Here is a 17939-nt window from a genome sequence, read left to right on the forward strand (position 1 = left end):
CGGGGGTTCTCCCGCGCGCCGAGCACGACGCCGTGCCGCGTGCGCAGGGGTCGGACCGAGCCTGGCACCTCCGGGCGCCCGCGACGAGGACTTTCGGAGTGATCTTCACGCCACCTCCTCACGCGGGCGCTCCCGGCCCGACGCCGTGACCTCGCACGACGCGCACGGTCGTCCACCCTGTGACCCCGGGTGTCCACGGGCGGGCCTCCTGTTGCACCTGGACGCACGTCCGGTGAAGCATGCGTGCATGGACGCAGGGGGACGCCCGGAGGGCTCGCGCACGACCGATCCGCCCGACACGGTCGGGCCGCTCCAGGAGCGCCACCGGGAGCAGGCCGCGGCGGTGCTGGCCGCCGCGCTCGCCGACGACCCGGGCTTCACGCACCTGCTGCCGGTGCGCGCCCGCCGCGAGCGCGAGCTGCGCGAGGTGTACCGGCTCACGCTGGCGGACGGGCTGCGGCACGGGCGCGTCCTCACTACCACGCGCGGCGACGAGGTCACGGGCGTGCTCGCGCTCTACGCGCCGGGCGCGTACCCGATGACGGTCGGTCGCTGGGTGCGGCAGGCGGGCCGCGTGCTGCGGATCGCCGCCCACGCGCGCGAGCACTCCCTCGGGATCATCCGGTTCGGGGACCTCACCGCGAAGGGCGTGCGGACCGACGCCTGGTACGTCGAGGCGTTCGGCGTCCGGCCGGACCTGCAGCGCGCCGGCCGTGGGAGCGCGCTCATGCGGACGTTCCTCGCGGACCTCGACGCGGCGGGGCTGCCGTCGTACCTCGAGACGACCAAGGAGGAGAACGTCGGCTACTACGTCGCGCGCGGGTACGTCGACCAGCACGAGCCGGTGCCGCTGGCGCCCGGCGGCCCGTTCATCTACCCGATGAGCCGGCCGGCGCGCCCGACCGGCTGACGCCCGCCGCCCCGCGGCACGCGTGACGCTCCCTGCTCGCGCCGACCCGCGCGAGGTGCGCGGCGGCGTGCCACGTCCCGCGGCGGTCAGGGCACGGGCGGCCCCTGCCGGATCCGTGCGAGCAGCGCGTCGGGGGTCGCGGTCGCGGGGTCCCACAGCGCGTCGACGAACCACGTGGCGCCGGCCTCGGCGAGCGCGGCGACACGCTCGCGCGCGGCGCCGCGGTCGGTGGGCAGCTCGCCGTGCAGCACCACCTCGTACGGGCCCGCGTCGGCGGGGCGGTGCTCGCGCAGCCACGCGACGACGTCGGCGACGTCCTGCGGGTCGAGCTCGTCCATGGCGCGCTCGCCGCGGTGCTGCACGACGACGCCGTCGAACCGGGCGGCGCGCCGCATCGAGCGCTCGGCGGGGAACGCGCCGACGACCCACAGCGGGATGCGCGCGCGGCCGTCGGGGCGCGTGACGGGCGTCGGCACCAGGCGCATGCCCTGCACGGTCAGGTGGTGCCCGTCGACGTCGAACGGCTGCCCCGCGAACGACCGGTCGAGCACGTCGAGCGCGTCGTCGAACCGTTCGGCACGCTCGCGCAGCGTCGTCGCCTCGCCGCTCACGGCGGCCACCGCACCGTCGGTCGGCACGCCGAACCCGACGGGCAGCACGAGCCGCCCGCCCGACAGGTGGTCGACCGTGACGGCCTGCTTGGCGAAGACCCACGGCCGCCGGCGCGGCAGCGCGAACACCAGCGCGCCGAGCGTCACGCGGTGCGTGCGGACCGCGGCCGCGGCCAGCACCGCCCACGGGTCCCACACCTTCATGCCGTCGAGGTCGACGCCGTCCCACGTGAAGTACCCGTCCCACCCGGCGGCCTCGGCCTCGACCGCCATGTCGACCACCTGCTGCGCCGTGCCGAACGTGCCCACGCACCCGAGCCGCATCGTCCACCCCGTCCGTCCGCGACGGGCACCCGGCCGGCCCGTGCTCGCCTGCGCGACGCTAGCCCCCACCACCGACGCCCCGGACGGTCGCCGCCCCGCCGCCCCGCGACGAGACGCACCCCCGCCCGCCGGGCCCTGGTCACCGGCGACGCAACCGCGTTGACCACTGGTCACAACGGGCCACTGCCCGGCGACGCCCACCGCCCGAGTCGACCACTGGTCACAACGGCGATCGCCCGACCGACCACTGGTCACTACGGGCCACCGCCGACCACGCCCCACCACCCGAAACGACCACTGGTCACAACGGCAACCGCCCGACCGACCACTGGTCACAAGGGGCCACCGCCGACCACGCCCCACCACCCGAGACGACCACTGGTCAGATCGGCGACCGGCGTACCGGCCACTGGTCAGGGCAGCGGACCGACCTGCCGCGTGGCAGGGCCGAGGTGCCGGCGGTCGCGAGCCCGGCGAGGATGGGGCGATGGACCCGGCGACCGAGACCCGCACGGCACGCCCCCGCCCGCCCCGCCCCCGCACGGCCCAGCCCGGCACGCCCCGCGCCCGCACGGCCCGGCCCGGCACGCCCCGCCCCCGCACGCCCCGCCCCCGCACCGCCCGGCCCGGCCCGGCGTCGCACCCCGCGGAGTCGCCGTTCGCGCCCCGCCCCCGGAGGACCCGGGCGTGAGCGCACCGACGGACGTCCTGGTGGTCGGCTCGGGGCCCAACGGGCTCGCGGCGGCGGTGACGTGCGCCCGCGCGGGCCTGTCGGTGACCGTGCTGGAGGCGCAGCCGACGATCGGCGGCGGCGCCCGCACGCTCGACCTGGGCCTGGCCGACGGCGTGGTGCACGACCTGTGCTCGGCCGTGCACCCGATGGCCTGGGCGTCGCCGTTCCTGCGCGCGTTCGACCTGCCCGCGCGGGGCGTCGAGCTGCTCACGCCCGAGGTGTCGTACGCGCAGCCGCTGCCCGGCGGGCGCGCGGGTGTCGCGTTCCACGACCTCGACCGCACGGTCGACGGCCTCGGCGTGGACGGGCCCGCGTGGCGCTCGCTCGTGGGGCGGCTCGCGGAGCACGCGGACGTCGTGGTGTCGCTCGCGATGGGTGACCGGCGCAGCGTGCCGGCCGGGCTGCTGCCGCGCGGCGTGCCGACCGCGCTGCGGTACGCGCTGGGCATGGCCGAGCAGGGCACGCCCGCGTGGTCGGCGCGGTTCCGCGGGACCGTGGCGCCCGCGCTGCTCACGGGTGTCGCGGCGCACGCGATCACGCGGCTGCCGTCCGTGCCGGCCGCCGGTGCGGGGCTCATGCTCGCGGCGCTCGCGCACGCCGGCCGCGGGTGGCCCCTGCCGCGCGGCGGCTCGGGCGCGATCGTCGCGGCGCTCGTCGCGGACCTCGAGGCGCACGGCGGCACGGTGGTCACCGACCACCGCGTCAGCAGCCTCGACGACCTGCCGCCCGTGCGTGCCGTGCTGCTCGACACCGACGCGCGCCAGGCGCGGCGCATCGCGGGCGACCGGCTCGCACCGCGCACGCGCCGTGCGCTGGACCGCTTCCGCTTCGGCGCGGGCGTCGCCAAGGTCGACCTCGTGCTGTCGGGCCCGGTGCCGTGGGAGCACCCGGACGTGCGGCGCGCCGGCACGGTGCACGTCGGGGGCACGCGCGCGCAGGTGGCGGCCGCCGAGGCCGCGGTCGCCGCGGGCCGACACGCGGCGCACCCGACGGTGCTCGTGAGCGAGCCGTCGGTGGTCGACCCGGGCCGCACGGTCGGGGGTCTGCGGCCGCTGTGGGCGTACGCGCACGTCCCGGCGGGCTCGGACGTCGACGTCACGGACGCGGTGGTCGCGCAGGTCGAGCGGTACGCGCCCGGCTTCCGGGACGTCGTGGTGGCGGCGCGCTGCGTGCCGGCCGCCCGGCTGCCGCACCACGACGCGAACTACGTGGGCGGCGACATCTCGGCCGGTGCGATGGACCTGCGGCAGACCCTCGGGCGGCCGACGTTCGCGCTCGACCCGTACCGGCTGGCCGAGGGGGTGTACCTGTGCTCGGCCTCGGCGCCTCCGGGACCGGGGGTGCACGGCATGGGCGGCTGGTTCGCGGCGCGACGGGTGCTGCGGCAGGTCTTCGACGTGCGCGAGCTGCCGTCCCTCGCGCCCGGCCCGGGCGGGCGCCGACGCTGACCGGGCGGGCGCGGTCGCGCGCCACCCGACCGGGTCGACCTGGACGTGCGTCCGACTGGCTGCACGCCGCGCCGCCGCTTCAGTGGTGAGATCGCGCGCGGACGCCTACCGTGGCCGGGTGCCCCGGAGCCGGGGCCGTCGACGCGAACGCGGGAGAGGTCATGGGACGGGGGTGCGGGACATGAGCGACGCGCTCGAGCCGAGCCCGCCGACCCTCGCGCCGAGCCCCGTCGACGCCCCGTCGACCATGAGCCCCGTGCCCCCGGCAGCGCTCCCACCGGACGACCCGACGACGGCCGGCGAGCGCGGTCACACGCTGCCCGCGGCACGCCCGCACGACGCGTTCGTGCCCGTGCGGCGCTGGGTCGTCGACAGCCCCGCGGGTCTGCGGGCGCTGCGCGCCGAGCTGCGCGAGCAGCTGTCCGCGTCGACGTCGGGCCGCGCCGTCCGGCCGGCCCGCGTCGCGGAGACCGCGGTGCTCGTGACGTCGGAGCTCGCGACGAACGCGCTGACGCACGGCCGCCCGCCCGCGCACGTGCGCCTCGCGCTCGACGGGCACCTGGTGCTCGTCGTGGTCAGCGACGACGACGCCGCGCACGCACCGTTCCTCGCCGAGGGCCGCGCGCCCGGCGAGGGCGGGTTCGGCCTGCAGATCGCGCGGCGGCTCGCGCACGAGGTCGGCTGGTGGGTCGACGACGCGGGCAAGCACGTGTGGGCCACGTTCGACGTCGACGCGACGTCCTGACGTCCGGGACGCCCGCCCCGCCGCGTGCGTCGATGCCCGATGATCGGGGCATGACCACGAACGACGGCCGGCTCCGTCTGCGCGGCACGACCCTCGGGTCCGGCGTGCCGAAGGTCTGCGTGCCGGTCGTCGCGGCGACGCCCGACGCGGCGGTCGCGGACGTGCGCGCGCTGCCCGCGGGGGTGGCCGACGTCGTCGAGCTGCGCCTCGACCACCTCGTCGGCGCGGCCGGCGACCCGGCCGTGGCACGCCACGCCGTGCGGGCGGTGCGGGCGGCGCTGCCGCCGGACGTGCCGCTGCTCGCGACGTTCCGCTCGGCGCGCGAGGGCGGCGCGCAGCCGGCCGACGACGACGCGTACGCGGCCGTCGTGCGCGCGGCGCTCGCGGCCGACGGCGCGGACGCGGTGGACGTCGAGCTCGCGGCGCGCGACGCGGCCGCGCTGGTCGCCGACGCGCACGGCGCGGGTCTCGCGGTGGTGGTGTCGCAGCACGACTTCGCGGCGACGCCGCCCGCGGACGACCTCGTCGCGACGCTCCGCCGGCAGCGCGACCTGGGCGCGGACGTCTGCAAGGTCGCGGTGACGCCGCACGACGCCGACGACGTGCTGACGCTGCTCACGGCCACGCGCGCGTTCTCCCGGGACACGGACCGACCCGTCGTGACGATCGCGATGGGTGGGCTCGGGGTCGTGACGCGCGTTGCGGGCGAGGTGTTCGGGTCGGCCATGACGTTCGGCACGGTGGGCGCCGCGAGCGCGCCCGGGCAGGTGGACGCGGTCCGGCTGCGGGCCGCGATGGGTCTGCTGCACGACGCGCTCTGACGCGCGTGCGCCCCGCCGCGTCGGACGCGTCTCAGGCGGTGGGCGCCGGGCCGTCGTCGAGCTCGGGGTGCAGGATCCCGAAGAACCGCGCCAGGACGGCACCCTCGGGGCGCAGCGACGGGTCCTCGTCGCGGCCGCGGAGCTCGGCGGCGAGCTCGGTGAGCCGCTCGGCGATCGCCTCGAGCTCGTCGGTCGTCGCCCAGAACCGGCTCGTGGCGACCCGGGTCGCGCGCACGCGCTCGGGGGCGGTCGACCGCGGGTCGCCCAGGTACTCGACCGCGCGCGCGGCCTCGCGCTGCACGACGAGCGACGCGACGGTCGCGACGCCGCGCACGGACTCGGCGTCGTCCGGGTCGGGGCGCATGTGGCGCGTGCGGTGCGCGGGGCGCCAGGGCTTCTCGCGGCCGCGCGGCTCGGCGCGCTCGACGTAGCCCGCCTTCTCGAGGCTGCGCAGGTGGAACGAGCAGTTGGCGACGGTCTGGCCGGTGCGCTCGGCGATCTCGCTCGCGGTGGCCTCGCGCAGGTCGTCGAGCAGGTCGAGGATCTCGACGCGCAGCGGGTGCGCGAGCGCGCGCAGCACCGCGGGGTCGGACGTGCGCAGGCCGGCCGACGCCGTGGCGGGTGCGTCGTCGGGCGGGGTGGCGGTCACGGGTGCTCCCTCGGCTCGGTCGGGTGCGGTGGCGACGGGTGTCAGCAGGGGCGGGCGAGGAGCTGCGCCTCGACGAGGAGCCGGTCGCGCCGGTAGCTCTCGACGTCGGTGGTGCGGTCGGCGGGCCCGCGGCGGGGGTCACGCGCGGGACGGGCGGGGCTGCGGTCGGTGCGGTGCACGGGTCCTCCTGGTGTCGGTGGGCACCAGGCTACGTGCGCAACATCTGTTGCGCAACAGTTCTTTCGCAAGTGGTGTTGCGTGACTATCAGGCCTCCGTCGCCCGCCGTCGGTCGGCCACGCGCGCCGCGGCCCGCGCCTTCTCGACGTCGCCCCGCCCGGCCGGGTCGCCGCCGGGCCCCTCCCCCGGGTCGTGCAGCATGTGCGACTGCACGAGCTCGTGCCGCTGCACGTACGTGTTGGCGACCGCCTGGATCGTCGCCGCGATCGGCAGCCCCAGGAACGCGCCCAGCGGCCCGAACACCGCCCCGAAGGCCAGCACCACCACGAACGACACCGCCGGGTTCATCTCCAGCGCACGCGCCGACACCTTGGGCGCCAGCCACAGGTTCTCGACCTGCTGGTACCCGATGACGAACGCCAGCACCCCGAGCGCCTGCGGCACGCCCTGCGACGTCAGCGCGACCGCGACCGGCAGCGCACCGCCCAGGTACGTGCCGATCGTCGGCACGAACTGCGACACGATCCCGGTGAACAGCGCGAGCGGCAGCGAGTACGGCGTGCCCAGGACCACGAGGAAGACGAACGTGGCGGCCGTCGCGATCGCCGCGAGCACGATGCGCGTGTTGATGAAGTCCGAGACCTTGACCTGCGTGACCTCCCACAGCCGCAGCACGTCCTGCTGCCGGTTCGGCGTGAGCCAGCGGCAGATCGACGCCCGGAACCGCGGGCCGGCCGCCAGCAGGTAGTACGTCACGAGCAGGATCGTCAGCGACGCGAACACCCCGCCCAGCAGGGTCGAGCCCACCAGCAGCGCACCCGACGCGACCTCGCCGCCCCACTGCTCGGCCGCCTGCTCGACCAGCTGGTCGATGTCCGGCAGCTCCCGGCCGAACCGCTCCGACGCCATCGTCTGCGCCGACGCGTACAGGTCGGGGACGTTGCCGACCAGCTGCACGAGCTGCTGCACGAACAGGTTGCCGAACAGCGCGAACACCACGACGACCAGCACGAGGCCGCCCAGCAGCGCGACGGCAGCCGCGGCGCCCCGCTTCCACCGGTGCCGCACCAGCCACACGACGATCGGCTCGAGCGCGAGCGCGACGAAGAACGCGATGAGCAGGTTCACCAGCAGGCTCTGCAGCGAGCCGATCGCGCGCCACGCGAAGATCCCCACGAACACGGCCACGACGCCCATCGCGAGGGCCTGACCCCACCAGCGGGGCGGGCGGCGCGCGTCGTGCTGCAGCGGGCGCGTGCCCTCGTCGCCCGGCGCCGCGGGCGCGCCGAACACCGGCGCGGGGGCGGCGGCGGGAGCCGCGTCGGACGTCTCCGGCGCGGCGGCGTCCGGGGCGGGCGTGGGGTCGGTCGTCACGGTGCGTCCTTCGCGGTGCGGGGCGGCGGTGGGGCGATCGGACACACACTAGGGCGCGGTGCCCGCACGACCACCGCGAAAGGGCTGGTCACGGCGGCGCGCCGCCGCCATGATCGGCGCGTGACCCCCGCAGCGCGCGACCCACGCCCCGCCCACGGTCCCGACCGGCGCCCCGACCGGCGCAGCCAGGTGCGCACGGGACGACCCGCGAGGACCGCCGCGTGAGCGCCGACGTCGGCTCGGCGGTCGGCGCCGGGCTGCTCGCCGGCTGGGGCATCGCGCTGCCCGTCGGCGCCGTCGGCGTGCTGCTCGTCCTGCTGGGCGCGCGTCACGGGCGCCGTGTCGGCTGCGCGGGCGGACTCGGCGCCGCGGTCGTCGACGGCGTGTACGCGACCCTCGCGGTGCTGCTCGGGTCGGTGCTCGCGCCCGTCCTCGTCCGCGCGGCGGACCCGGTGCGGTGGGTGTCGGCGGCCGTCCTCGTCGTGGTCGCCGTGCTGCTGCTGCGCCCGGCCGCCCGCCCGGCGCCCGTGCCCGCCGTCGCGACGCCGGCCGGCGACGCGGCGCCGGTCGACGTCGCACCCGGGCCCGACGTGCCGCCCGCGTACGCCGCGGTCGGCGACGCACCGGGCGGCATGACGCCGCGGCGCGCGTTCCTGCTGGTCCTCGCCGCGACGGCCGTGAACCCGGCGACGGTCGTGTACTTCGTCGCCCTGACGTCGGGCTCGGCCGCGACGACGCTCACCTCCGCCGGCCCGCGCGTGGCGTTCGTGGTCGCCGCGTTCGCGGCCTCGGCGTCGTGGCAGCTGCTGCTCGGCAGCGCGGGTGCGTGGGCGGGCACGCGGCTCACCGGTCCGCGCGGCCGCCGCTGGACGGCGGTCGTCGGGGCGGTCGTCGTCCTCGCGCTGGCCGTCCGGACGGCGGTGGGCGCGTGACGCGACGTCAGTAGAGCGTGACGCGCACCGCCGTGACCAGCACGCTCGCGGTCACCTGGGTGTTCGGGCCGAGGACCCCGCCCCACGACGTCGTGACGCTCGTCTGCGGGTGGCGGTACCACGCCTGCGCGGTGCGGCTGCCGGTCCGCCACCTGACGCGGCTCGGCCACGAGCCCGTGACGGTGCCCGCCGGCCCGCGGAACCCGTAGTCGGTGAGCGGCGCGCTGCCCGACACGAGGCACGCGTCGCCCGCGCCGCACGCGCCGCTGACCGTGACGAACGGCGTGACCGTGGGCACGACCCGCTCGGTCACCGACACGACGCCACCCGTGTCGACGTCGACCTCGACGTCCTTGGGCGTGGCGCTCAGCAGGAAGGCCGCGAGGGCCTCGGCGGTCTCGATCGGCTCGGTGGTCGTGACGGTCACGCCGTCCACCTCGGTGGTCACGAGACCGTCGGCCGGCACGGCGCCGGCGGCCGGGACCGGCAGCGCGAGCGCCACCGCCACGACGACGGCACCCAGCACGAGACGACGCATGACGCACCCCTCCGAGGACCCCGACCCCCGGGGCGCCGGGGGTCACCACCACGCTAGGCCGGGTCACGACGCCCGACGCGGCGAAGGTCCGTCGACAGCCCGCGGGACGGGCGGACCCGGGCACGGGGGGCGGCGTCAGGCCGGTGGGTGCAGCACGTCCGCGAGGTGCGTGAGGTGCTCGCGGACGGCGACGGCGCCGCGCACCTGGACGTCGGCGAGGTACGCGGTGTGCTCGGCGACGAGCCCGGCGACGTCGTAGCGGGGCCGTGCGTGCAGCAGCAGCAGCGCGACCTCGGCACCCAGCGACGCGTACGCGTCGGTCAGGCGGGGCGACCCGGCCGCGGCGACGAGCGCGAGGTGCACGGCCGCGTGCGCGCCCTGCACGGCCGCCCAGTCGGCGGGGTCGGTGCCGGCGAGCTCGGCGACGGCCGCGCGTGCCGGCGCCAGCACGTGGTCGGGCCACGGCGCGCGGTGCCGGGCGGCGACCAGGTGCACCGCCTCGCACTCCAGCGCCGCGCGCAGGTGCTGCAACGACCTGACCTCGTCGTCGTCGAGGCGTGCGACGCGCACGCCGCGGTACTCCTGCGCGGTGACGAGCCGCTCGGCGGCGAGCGCCGCGAGCGCGGTGCGCACGGTGTGCCGCGAGACGCCGTGCTCGGCCGCGAGCGCCTCCTCGCGCAGGGGCGCACCGGGGGCGAGCGCGCCGCTGAGCACCTGGGCCCGCAGCGCGGCCGTGAGCGCGCGGGCGGCGGTGGGGCCGGTGGCGGTCGACCGGGCGCGCGGCGTCGCGGCGTCGCGCACGGACGGCCGCGGGTTCACGCGGGCACCTCGACGGGTCGGCGCGCGCGGGCGCCGAGCGCGAGCACGCCGAGCCCCGCGGCGAGCACGACGAGCCCGAGCGCGCCGACGGGCGGGATCCGCTCCCCCAGCACCGCGAGCCCGAGGACGGTGGCGGTGAGCGGTTCGGCGAGCGTGAGCGTCGCGACGGTGGGGGCGCCGAGCCGCGCGAGCCCGTACCCGAACAGCACGTACGCGAGCGTCGTCGTGACGAGCCCGAGCCACAGCACGGTGGCGACGCCCGCGGGTGACGCGAGGCCGGCGGCGCCGCGCACCGCGAGGACGACGACGGCGGCGGCACCGGCCACGCCGAACAGCACGCCCATGCTCGTGGTGGACGACCAGCCGGCGTCGATCAGCGCGGCGCCCGCGAGCGTGTAGAGCGCGTACGCGGCGCCCGCTCCGAGCGAGGCGAGCACGCCGAGCGCGTCGACCCCGCCGGTCGGCCCGCCGCCGGGGGCGAGGCCGAGCACGGCCACGCCGGTGGTGGCCAGGGCCGTGGCGAGCAGCCAGGAGGTCGGGGGGCGACGGCGGCGCACGGCCCACGCGAGCAGGCCCGTGACGACGGGCGCGGAGCCGAGCGCGACGACGGTGCCGACGGCGACGCCGTTGCGCGTCGTGCCGGCGAAGAACGCGGGCTGGTAGGCCAGCACGCCGAGCGCGCCGAGGGCGACGGCCCCGGCCGCGCGCCGCCGGCCGCCGGCGCCCGCGGTGCGTGGTGGCCGCCCGGCGCCCGCGGTGCGTGGTGCCGTCGCGCGCGGCGCGGCGCGGCGCGCGACGGCGGCCGCGACGGCCGCGAGCGCGAGGCCGCCGACGGCGATGCGGGCGGCGCCGAGCACGAGGGGGTCGGTGGTGGGGCCGAGCGCCTGCGCGGTGCCGGTGGTGCCGAAGCAGACGGCGGCGAGGAGGACGGCGAGGACGGCACGCACCCGCGGATTGTTACACAATCACCGGAATGGCGTCGCGGCGACGACGCAGCCCCCGGTAGCGTCGCCGCGCATGACCCCCGACGCACACCTGCGCCAGGTGGCCGACGACGCGATCGCGTCCGCCACGACCGACCCCGACGACGACACCGACGCCCTCGCCGGCGTCGTCGCCCGCGTGACCCGCACCGCGCCGGGCGCACCGCCCGACCCCGCGACGTCCGAGGTGCTGCTCGACGCCGCGTGGGGCGCCGCCGACCGGCGGACCCGCGCACCCCTGACGCCCGCGCACCGCGTGGCCATGGCGTCGGGGTCGAAGGGCCTCACCGCGCTCGCGACCCTCGCGCTCGTCGCCGACGGCACGCTGGCCCTCACCACCACCGCGCGGTCGCTGCTCGGCGACGACCTCCCGCTCGTCGCCGACGACGTCACGGTCGAGCACCTGCTCGCCCACCGCTCCGGCATCGGCGACTACCTCGACGACGACGCCGACCTCACCGAGCACCTCATGCCCGTGCCCGTGCACCGGCTCGTCGACCCCGAGGACTACCTGCCGATCCTCGACGGCCACCCGACGCTGTTCCCCGCGGGCAGCGACTTCGCGTACTGCAACGGCGGGTTCGTGCTGCTCGCGCTGCTCGCGCAGCGCGCCTCGGGCGTGCCGTTCCACGAGCTGGTGCGCACGCGCGTGCTCGAGCCCGCGGGCATGGCGTCGACCGGCTACCCGCGGTCCGACGCGCTGCCCGCCGACGCGGCGACCGGGTACGTGCTCGTCGACGGCGAGTGGCGCAGCAACGTGCACCACCTGCCCGTCGTGGGCGGCGGCGACGGCGGCGCGTACACCACGACGGCCGACGTCGAGCGGCTGTGGGGCGCGCTGCTGTCCGGGCGGATCGTGCCCGCGGACCTCGTCGCCCGGATGCGGGAGGTGCGCAGCGACACCGACGACGGCCGCTACGGGCTGGGCCTGTGGCTGCCCGAGCCGGACGGTGCGGTCTCGCTCGAGGGTCAGGACACGGGCGTGTCGTTCTGGTCGCAGCACGACCCGACGACGGGCCTGACGATCACGGTGGCCGGCACGACGGCCGACGCGGCCTGGCCGGTCGCCCGCGCGCTGCGGGAGGCGCTGGACGCCTGACCGTCCGGCCGACGCCGTCCGCGGGTGGGACGCCCGCGGGATACTCGTGCGACCGCGTCGAGAGGACCCCCATGACCACGCTGCGCTCGATCCTGCTGTTCGTGGCCGCCGCCGGGCTCGAGATCGGCGGGGCGTGGCTCGTGTGGCAGGGGCTGCGCGAGCACAAGGGCTGGGTGTGGGTCGGTGCGGGCGTCATCGCTCTGGGGCTGTACGGCGCCGTGGCGACGCTGCAGCCCGACGCGCACTTCGGGCGGATCCTCGCGGCGTACGGCGGCGTGTTCGTGGCCGGGTCGCTCGCGTGGGGCATGGTGGTCGACGGCTTCCGGCCCGACCGGTGGGACGTCGCGGGCGCGCTCGTGTGCCTGGTCGGCGTCGCGCTCATCATGTACGGGCCGCGCGCGGCCGCCTGACCCGGCGCCGGGCGCCCGGCGCGGGGCCGCCGCCCCGGCACGCGTGCGACCTGCGGCGTCGTGACGTTTGTGCGCGCGGGCGGCCGTGCACCAGGCTGGGCCCGACGGTCCGGGACGCACCGGCCGCGCGACGGCGGGAGCGGACATGGGCAAGCCCAGGCGGGTCGGGATCCTCACCGCGGGCGGCGACAGCCCCGGCCTCAACGCGGCGATCCGCGGGTTCGGCAAGACCGCCATCGCGCACTACGGCATGGAGCTGTTCGGGTTCCGCGACGGCGTCACGGGCCTGGTCGAGAACCGGTACGTCGAGCTCGACGGCAAGGCGCTGTCGGGGATCCTCACGGTCGGCGGCACGATCCTCGGCACGAGCCGCGACAAGGTGCACCGGTACGTCGTGGACGGCGAGCCGCAGGACATGGTGCCGCGCGTCGTCGAGAACTACCGCGCGCTCGGCCTGGACGCGCTCATCATGCTCGGCGGCGGCGGGACCGCGAAGAACGCGATGCGCCTGGTCGACGCGGGGCTCAACGTCGTGCACCTGCCGAAGACCATCGACAACGACATCGCCGAGACCGACACGACGTTCGGGTTCGCGACCGCCACCGAGATCGCCACCGAGGCGGTGGACCGCGTGCACTCGACCGCGCACAGCCACCACCGGATCATCCTCACCGAGATCATGGGGCACCGGGCGGGCTGGCTGACGCTCGCGGCGGGCATCGCCGGCGGCGCCGACATCATCCTCATCCCCGAGATCCCCTACACGATCGAGTCGGTCGCGGAGACGATCAAGCAGCGCACCGCGCGCGGCTCGTCGTTCTCCGTCGTCGCCGTCGCGGAGGGCGCGCGCGACGTCGACGACACCGCCGACTACGAGGCGGCGCAGCTGCTCGTGAAGTCCGCGAAGACCCCCGAGGCACGGCGCGCCGCGAAGACGCACCTCAAGCACGTCGAGGACGCGCAGCGCGAGCACTCGTTCAAGCTGGCCCGCGAGCTCGAGGCAGCGACGGGCCTGGAGTCGCGCGTGACGATCCTCGGGTACGTGCAGCGCGGCGGGGCGCCGTGCGCCGCCGACCGGCTGCTCGCGACGCGCCTCGGGGCGGCCGCGGCCGACCTCGTGCAGCGCGGCGAGTTCGGCGTCATGGTCGCGGCGCGCGGCGACGAGGCCGTGCCCGTGCCGCTCGCGGACGTCGCGGGCAAGGTCAAGCTCGTGCCCACCGACCACGCGTGGATCGCCGCCGCGCGGCAGGTGGGCACGGGCCTGGGCGACTGAGCGTCAGCCCGCGAGCTCGGCCACGAGCCGCTCGGCCACCGCGCGCGCGGCCGCGAGCGCGAACTCGTCCGCGTCGACCGCGGGGAACCCCTGCGGCAGGCCCGCGAGGACCTCGTGCAGCAGCGCGCGCCGCCGGGGTGCGCGCTGCGGCACGGGCAGGGTCTGCAGCGCGGCCGCGAGCCGGTCCAGCAGCGCGGCGGGCAGCAGCGCGTCCCACCGGTCGCGCTCGGCACCGCGCCCCCACGTGGTCGCCGCGCGCGGGGCGTCGCGCAGCGCCGCGGTCGCCGCGGCGTCGACCTGCCCGTCGACGACCGCCACGCCGTAGTCGCGGCGCGCGGCCTCGACCGACACGAGCCCGGAGACGACGTCCGCCAGCACGGCCGCGACGTCCCGCTCGAACGGGTCGCCGTAGCCGCCCGCACCGGCCGTGCGCAGCACCACGCGGTCACCGGGCGCGAGGGGCACCGTGTCGACCACGACGAGCCGCCGCTCGTCGGGGCGCCCGGGGTTGACCAGCAGCTCGGTGGCCGCGCCCGCGCCGCCGCCCGCGTAGCCCCACGGCCGGAACCGCGTGCGCTCGAGGCCGCGCGCCAGGAGCGACCCGTGCTCGAGCGCCTCGATCTCGAGCTCGAGGCCGCAGCCGCCGCGCCACCGCCCGGGACCCGCCGAGTCGGGGCGCACGTGGTAGCGCAGGACGCGCACGCCGACCGTGGCCTCGACCACCTCGACCGGGTTGTTGGCGAGGTTGGAGATGCCGCTGTCGCGCCCGTCGACGCCGTCGGCGCCCGCACGCCCGCCGGTGCCGCCGACCATCGGCTCGACGACCTGCACGGTCCCGCCCGCGGCCGACGCGAACACCACGGGCACGACCAGGCCGCTGGACGCCGCGGGCAGCACGTCGGGTGCGGCCTGCACGAGCGCACCGGACACGACGTCGTTGACGCGGGACACGGTCGCGTGGCGCACGCCCACCGCGGCGGGCTCGCGCGCGTTGAGCAGCGTGCCGTCGGGCGCGTGCAGGTCGACGACGTCCATGAGCCCGCCGTTGAGCGGCACGTCGGGGTCGAGCGTGCCGACGAGGGCGAACACCCGCGTGAGGACCCACGAGTGCGCGCGCCCCTGCGTGACCATGTTGAGCGCGGCCTCGACCTGCGGGTCGGTGCCGGTGAAGTCGAGGCGCAGGTGCCCGCCGCGCACGGTCGCCCGGAGCGCGACCCGCAGCGGCAGGTCGCTCACGGCGTCGTTGTCGAGGTAGTCGTCGAAGACGTACTCGCCGTCGGCGAGGCGGGACAGCGCGCGCCGGGCCCGCGCGGCCGTCTGCTCGCGCGCGTGCGCACCGATCTGCGCGAGCCCGTCCCCCGGGTGCGCGGCGACGAGGTCCGCGACGCGCGTGCGGCCGCGGTCGAGCGCCGCGAGCATCGCGTGCAGGTCGCCGTCGTTCTGCTCGGGCGTGCGGGAGTTGGCGCGCAGGAACGCGTCGACGGCGGGCACGACGCGGCCGCCCGCGACGTACTTCACGGGCGGGATGCGCAGCCCCTCGGCGTGCACGGTGTCGTTGCGCACGCTCACCGACGACGGCACGCGCCCCCCGATGTCGGACACGTGGATGAACGTCCAGCCGTACCCGACGACCTCGTCGCCGACGAAGTACGGCGCGATCGCGTGCACGTCCGGCAGGTGCGTGGACAGCGCCCCCGAGGTGTACGGGTCGTTGGTGAGCACGACGTCGCCGGGCGCGAGGCCCTCGCGCTCGGCGACCGTGCGGACCGCGTGGGACACGTCGAGACCGAGGAACCCGGAGACGCCGATGCCCTGCGGGTAGGCGACGAACCGGCCCGAGGTGTCGGCGATCGCGCACGCGAAGTCCGCGGTCTCGCGCACGTACAGGCTGCGGCTCGCGCGCTGCAGCGTGAGCGACATCTCCTCGGTCGCGGCGACCAGACGCGTCTGGCCGAGCTCGCGCTCAAGCACCGTGAGCACTGCGGTCCCCTCCCTGCGTGGTGGCCGTGCGGGTGAGCACGAGGTCGGCGGCGCCGTCGAGCGTGACGGTCCAGCCGGGCGGCACGACGACGCTCGTGTCGCCCTTCTCGACCACCGCCGGCCCGGGCACGGCGTCGGTCGTGCCGTCGGGCGCGGGGGCGAGCACGGCGGCGTCGTGCCAGCGGCCGTCGACCCGCAGCCGCCGGTGCGCGACCGTGCGCAGGCCGTCGCGGGCCCCGGTGCGCACGACCGGCGCCTGCGCGCCGCGCACGGCCACGCGGACGGCCTCGACGACGACCGGCACGCTCGGGTCGGCGAAGCCGTGGTAGCGCGTGTGCGCCTGCGCGAACAGGTCGGCGACGTCCGCGGCGCGCAGCGGCGGGAGCCCGGCGCGCACGTCCGGCGTGCCGACGTGCGCGACGTCGACGGTGAGCGTGGTCGGCTGCGCGTCGTAGCGGGCGTCGACCGCGACCGTGAGCTCGCCCTCCGTGCCGACGCCCTGCTCCTGCAGCCAGTCCACCGCGGTCGCGGCGAGCGCGCGCGCGACCGCGTCGACCTCGCGCGTGCCCGCGTCGTCGGCGCGCGCGTGGACCGAGCGCACGAGGTCGCGCCGCACGGGTGCGAGCGCCGCGCCCAGCGCGCAGAACGTCGCGGCCGCGGCGGGCACGACGACCCGCCGGACCCCGAGCTCGTGCGCGAGCAGCGCGGTGTGCGTGCCGCCCGCACCGCCGAACGCCACGAACGTGAACGCGTCCGGGACCTCGCCGTGGCGCGCGAGCACGGTGCGGACCCGGGTGGACATGCCGGCGGTCGCGGTGCGCAGCACGGCGTCGGTGACGCCCGTCGCGTCGTCCGTGCCGGGGTCCGCGAGCGCGGCGCCGAGCGCGTCGAGCGCCGCGGTCGCGGCGGCCGCGTCGAGCCGCATGCGGCCCTGCAGGAACGCGCCGTCGGCGATCGCGCCGGCGTGCACGTACGCGTCGGTGAGCGCGGGGTGCTGCCCGCCCTGGCCGTACGCGACGGGCCCGGGCACGGCGCCGACGCTGCGGGGGCCGACGCGCAGCGCGACGACCGCGCCCGACCCGTCGGCCCACGCGACGGACCCGCCGCCGGCCCCGATCGCCTCGACGTCGACCACGGGCATCGTGAGCGGGTGGTCGCCGATCGACGTCGTCGTGGTGACCGCGGGGTGCCCGGACCGCACGACGCCGATGTCGCTGCTGGTGCCGCCCATGTCGAGGGTCACGACGTCACGGTCGGGCCACAGCAGCCCCGCGGCCGACACGCCCGCGGCGGGGCCGGACAGCACGGTGGTGACGGGGCGCTCGAGCGCGGCGGCGAGCGACACCGAACCGCCGTTGGACGTCGAGATGAACAGGGGGGCGGTGAGGCCGAGCTGCGCGACCCGGTCGCGCAGCGACGTGAGGTACGCGGTCATGAGCGGCCGGACCTGCGCGTCGAGGACCGCGAGGACCGTGCGCTCGTACTCGCCGGACTCGGGCCACAGCGCGCCCGCGGACGTGACGGGCACCCCGAGGTCGGCGGTGAGCCGCGCGGCGAGGGCGGCCTCGGCGGCGGGTGCCGCGTACCCGCCCACCAGGCAGACCGCGACCGCCGCGGCGGTCGTCGCCGCGAGCGTGTCCCGGGCCGCGGCGTACGCGGGCTCGTCCAGCGTCGCGACGGGGACGCCGTCGGCGCCGAAGCGCAGGTCGACCTCGACGACACGGTCGCGCGGCACGAGCGGTGCGGGCGGCACCGCGTGCAGGTCGAACGAGCGGGGCAGCCGCGCGCGGCCGATCTGCACGAGGTCGCGGTGCCCGCGGGACGTGAGCACCGCGACGCGCGCGCCCCGGCGCTGCAGGATCGCGTTGAGGCCGATGGTCGTGCCGTGGGTGACCGACGCGACGTTCGCGAAGGCCACGCCGCGCTCGGCGAGGCCGCGCAGCCCCTCCTCGACCGCGGCGGCCGGGTCGTGGGGCGTGCTGGCGACCTTGTGCGCGACGAGGCGGGACAGGTCGTGGCCGGTGCGGTGCGTGGGCACGGCGACGAGGTCGGTGAACGTGCCGCCGACGTCGACGCCGACGCGCCACCGGGGTGCTGCGGTCATGGTGGGGT

The 17939-nt window shown here is 77.5% G+C and carries 17 protein-coding genes; 8 read left to right on the forward strand and 9 right to left on the reverse strand.

The features are described 5' to 3' along the window. Window positions 1–247: 247 nt before the first annotated feature. Window positions 248–910, forward strand: coding sequence for a GNAT family N-acetyltransferase (locus tag E4A51_RS09155; RefSeq protein ID WP_046529578.1), 663 nt, complete (start codon window positions 248–250; stop codon window positions 908–910). 86 nt (window positions 911–996) lie between these two features. Here E4A51_RS09155 and E4A51_RS09160 read toward each other — a convergent pair whose 3' ends face one another. Continuing rightward, a complete protein-coding gene (locus E4A51_RS09160) occupies window positions 997–1845 on the reverse strand; it encodes an LLM class flavin-dependent oxidoreductase (RefSeq protein WP_134851551.1) in 849 nt (282 codons plus the stop codon). Between the two features lie 687 nt (window positions 1846–2532). On the opposite strand from E4A51_RS09160, the gene E4A51_RS09170 reads away from it, so the two are divergent. The 3 genes from E4A51_RS09170 (at window position 2533) to aroD (ending at window position 5592) form a co-directional block, all read left to right on the forward strand. Beyond that, window positions 2533–4026, forward strand: a complete 1494-nt coding sequence (locus tag E4A51_RS09170; protein ID WP_070320188.1) for an NAD(P)/FAD-dependent oxidoreductase — start codon at window positions 2533–2535, stop codon at window positions 4024–4026. Between the two features lie 181 nt (window positions 4027–4207). Then, complete coding sequence (locus E4A51_RS09175; RefSeq protein WP_134851552.1) at window positions 4208–4771, forward strand: ATP-binding protein; 564 nt, start codon at window positions 4208–4210, stop codon at window positions 4769–4771. Between the two features lie 50 nt (window positions 4772–4821). After that, the gene (gene aroD, locus E4A51_RS09180) at window positions 4822–5592 is read left to right on the forward strand and encodes a type I 3-dehydroquinate dehydratase (protein WP_070320189.1); all 771 of its coding nucleotides are present in this window, start codon (window positions 4822–4824) and stop codon (window positions 5590–5592) included. Between the two features lie 31 nt (window positions 5593–5623). Here the strand turns inward: aroD and E4A51_RS09185 are convergent, their stop codons facing one another. The 3 genes from E4A51_RS09185 to E4A51_RS09190 all read right to left on the reverse strand — a co-directional run bounded on the left by E4A51_RS09185 (window position 5624) and on the right by E4A51_RS09190 (window position 7793). Beyond that, window positions 5624–6241, reverse strand: a complete 618-nt coding sequence (locus E4A51_RS09185) for a transcriptional regulator (protein ID WP_070320190.1) — start codon at window positions 6239–6241, stop codon at window positions 5624–5626. Window positions 6242–6282: 41 nt separating this feature from the next. Continuing rightward, window positions 6283–6420, reverse strand: coding sequence for a hypothetical protein (locus E4A51_RS18330; protein ID WP_156442121.1), 138 nt, complete (start codon window positions 6418–6420; stop codon window positions 6283–6285). A gap of 86 nt (window positions 6421–6506) precedes the next feature. Then, on the reverse strand, window positions 6507–7793 hold the full coding sequence (locus E4A51_RS09190; protein ID WP_082131526.1) for an AI-2E family transporter: 1287 nt from the start codon (window positions 7791–7793) through the stop codon (window positions 6507–6509). A gap of 221 nt (window positions 7794–8014) precedes the next feature. Between E4A51_RS09190 and E4A51_RS09195 the strand changes: the two genes are divergently transcribed. Beyond that, window positions 8015–8725, forward strand: coding sequence for a LysE family transporter (locus tag E4A51_RS09195; RefSeq protein ID WP_070320191.1), 711 nt, complete (start codon window positions 8015–8017; stop codon window positions 8723–8725). A gap of 7 nt (window positions 8726–8732) precedes the next feature. Here E4A51_RS09195 and E4A51_RS09200 read toward each other — a convergent pair whose 3' ends face one another. The 3 genes from E4A51_RS09200 to E4A51_RS09210 all read right to left on the reverse strand — a co-directional run bounded on the left by E4A51_RS09200 (window position 8733) and on the right by E4A51_RS09210 (window position 11029). Continuing rightward, window positions 8733–9263, reverse strand: a complete 531-nt coding sequence (locus E4A51_RS09200; RefSeq protein ID WP_134851553.1) for a hypothetical protein — start codon at window positions 9261–9263, stop codon at window positions 8733–8735. Window positions 9264–9398: 135 nt separating this feature from the next. After that, window positions 9399–10082, reverse strand: a complete 684-nt coding sequence (locus E4A51_RS09205; RefSeq protein WP_134851554.1) for a GntR family transcriptional regulator — start codon at window positions 10080–10082, stop codon at window positions 9399–9401. Continuing rightward, window positions 10079–11029, reverse strand: coding sequence for a DMT family transporter (locus tag E4A51_RS09210; protein ID WP_134851555.1), 951 nt, complete (start codon window positions 11027–11029; stop codon window positions 10079–10081). The genes E4A51_RS09205 and E4A51_RS09210 overlap by 4 nt, the downstream gene beginning before the upstream one ends. A gap of 70 nt (window positions 11030–11099) precedes the next feature. Here E4A51_RS09210 and E4A51_RS09215 point away from each other — a divergent pair, with 70 nt between their 5' ends. The 3 genes from E4A51_RS09215 (at window position 11100) to E4A51_RS09225 (ending at window position 13847) form a co-directional block, all read left to right on the forward strand. Then, entirely contained in the window at window positions 11100–12164 is a 1065-nt protein-coding gene (locus E4A51_RS09215; protein ID WP_134851556.1) for a serine hydrolase, read from the forward strand. A 71-nt stretch (window positions 12165–12235) separates the two neighbouring features. Beyond that, entirely contained in the window at window positions 12236–12574 is a 339-nt protein-coding gene (locus E4A51_RS09220) for a YnfA family protein (RefSeq protein ID WP_046529585.1), read from the forward strand. A gap of 145 nt (window positions 12575–12719) precedes the next feature. Further along, window positions 12720–13847 carry a 6-phosphofructokinase gene (locus E4A51_RS09225; protein ID WP_087510517.1) on the forward strand — a complete coding sequence of 376 codons (1128 nt, stop codon included), beginning with the start codon at window positions 12720–12722 and terminating at the stop codon, window positions 13845–13847. 3 nt (window positions 13848–13850) lie between these two features. Here E4A51_RS09225 and E4A51_RS09230 read toward each other — a convergent pair whose 3' ends face one another. Both E4A51_RS09230 and E4A51_RS09235 read right to left on the reverse strand, forming a co-directional pair. After that, window positions 13851–15827, reverse strand: coding sequence for a hydantoinase B/oxoprolinase family protein (locus E4A51_RS09230; RefSeq protein ID WP_134851557.1), 1977 nt, complete (start codon window positions 15825–15827; stop codon window positions 13851–13853). Beyond that, window positions 15811–17931, reverse strand: a complete 2121-nt coding sequence (locus E4A51_RS09235; RefSeq protein ID WP_134851558.1) for a hydantoinase/oxoprolinase family protein — start codon at window positions 17929–17931, stop codon at window positions 15811–15813. The genes E4A51_RS09230 and E4A51_RS09235 overlap by 17 nt, the downstream gene beginning before the upstream one ends. Window positions 17932–17939 lie beyond the last annotated feature (8 nt).

The sequence above is a fragment of the Cellulomonas sp. HD19AZ1 genome (assembly GCF_004535805.1).
GTDB lineage: Bacteria > Actinomycetota > Actinomycetes > Actinomycetales > Cellulomonadaceae > Cellulomonas > Cellulomonas iranensis.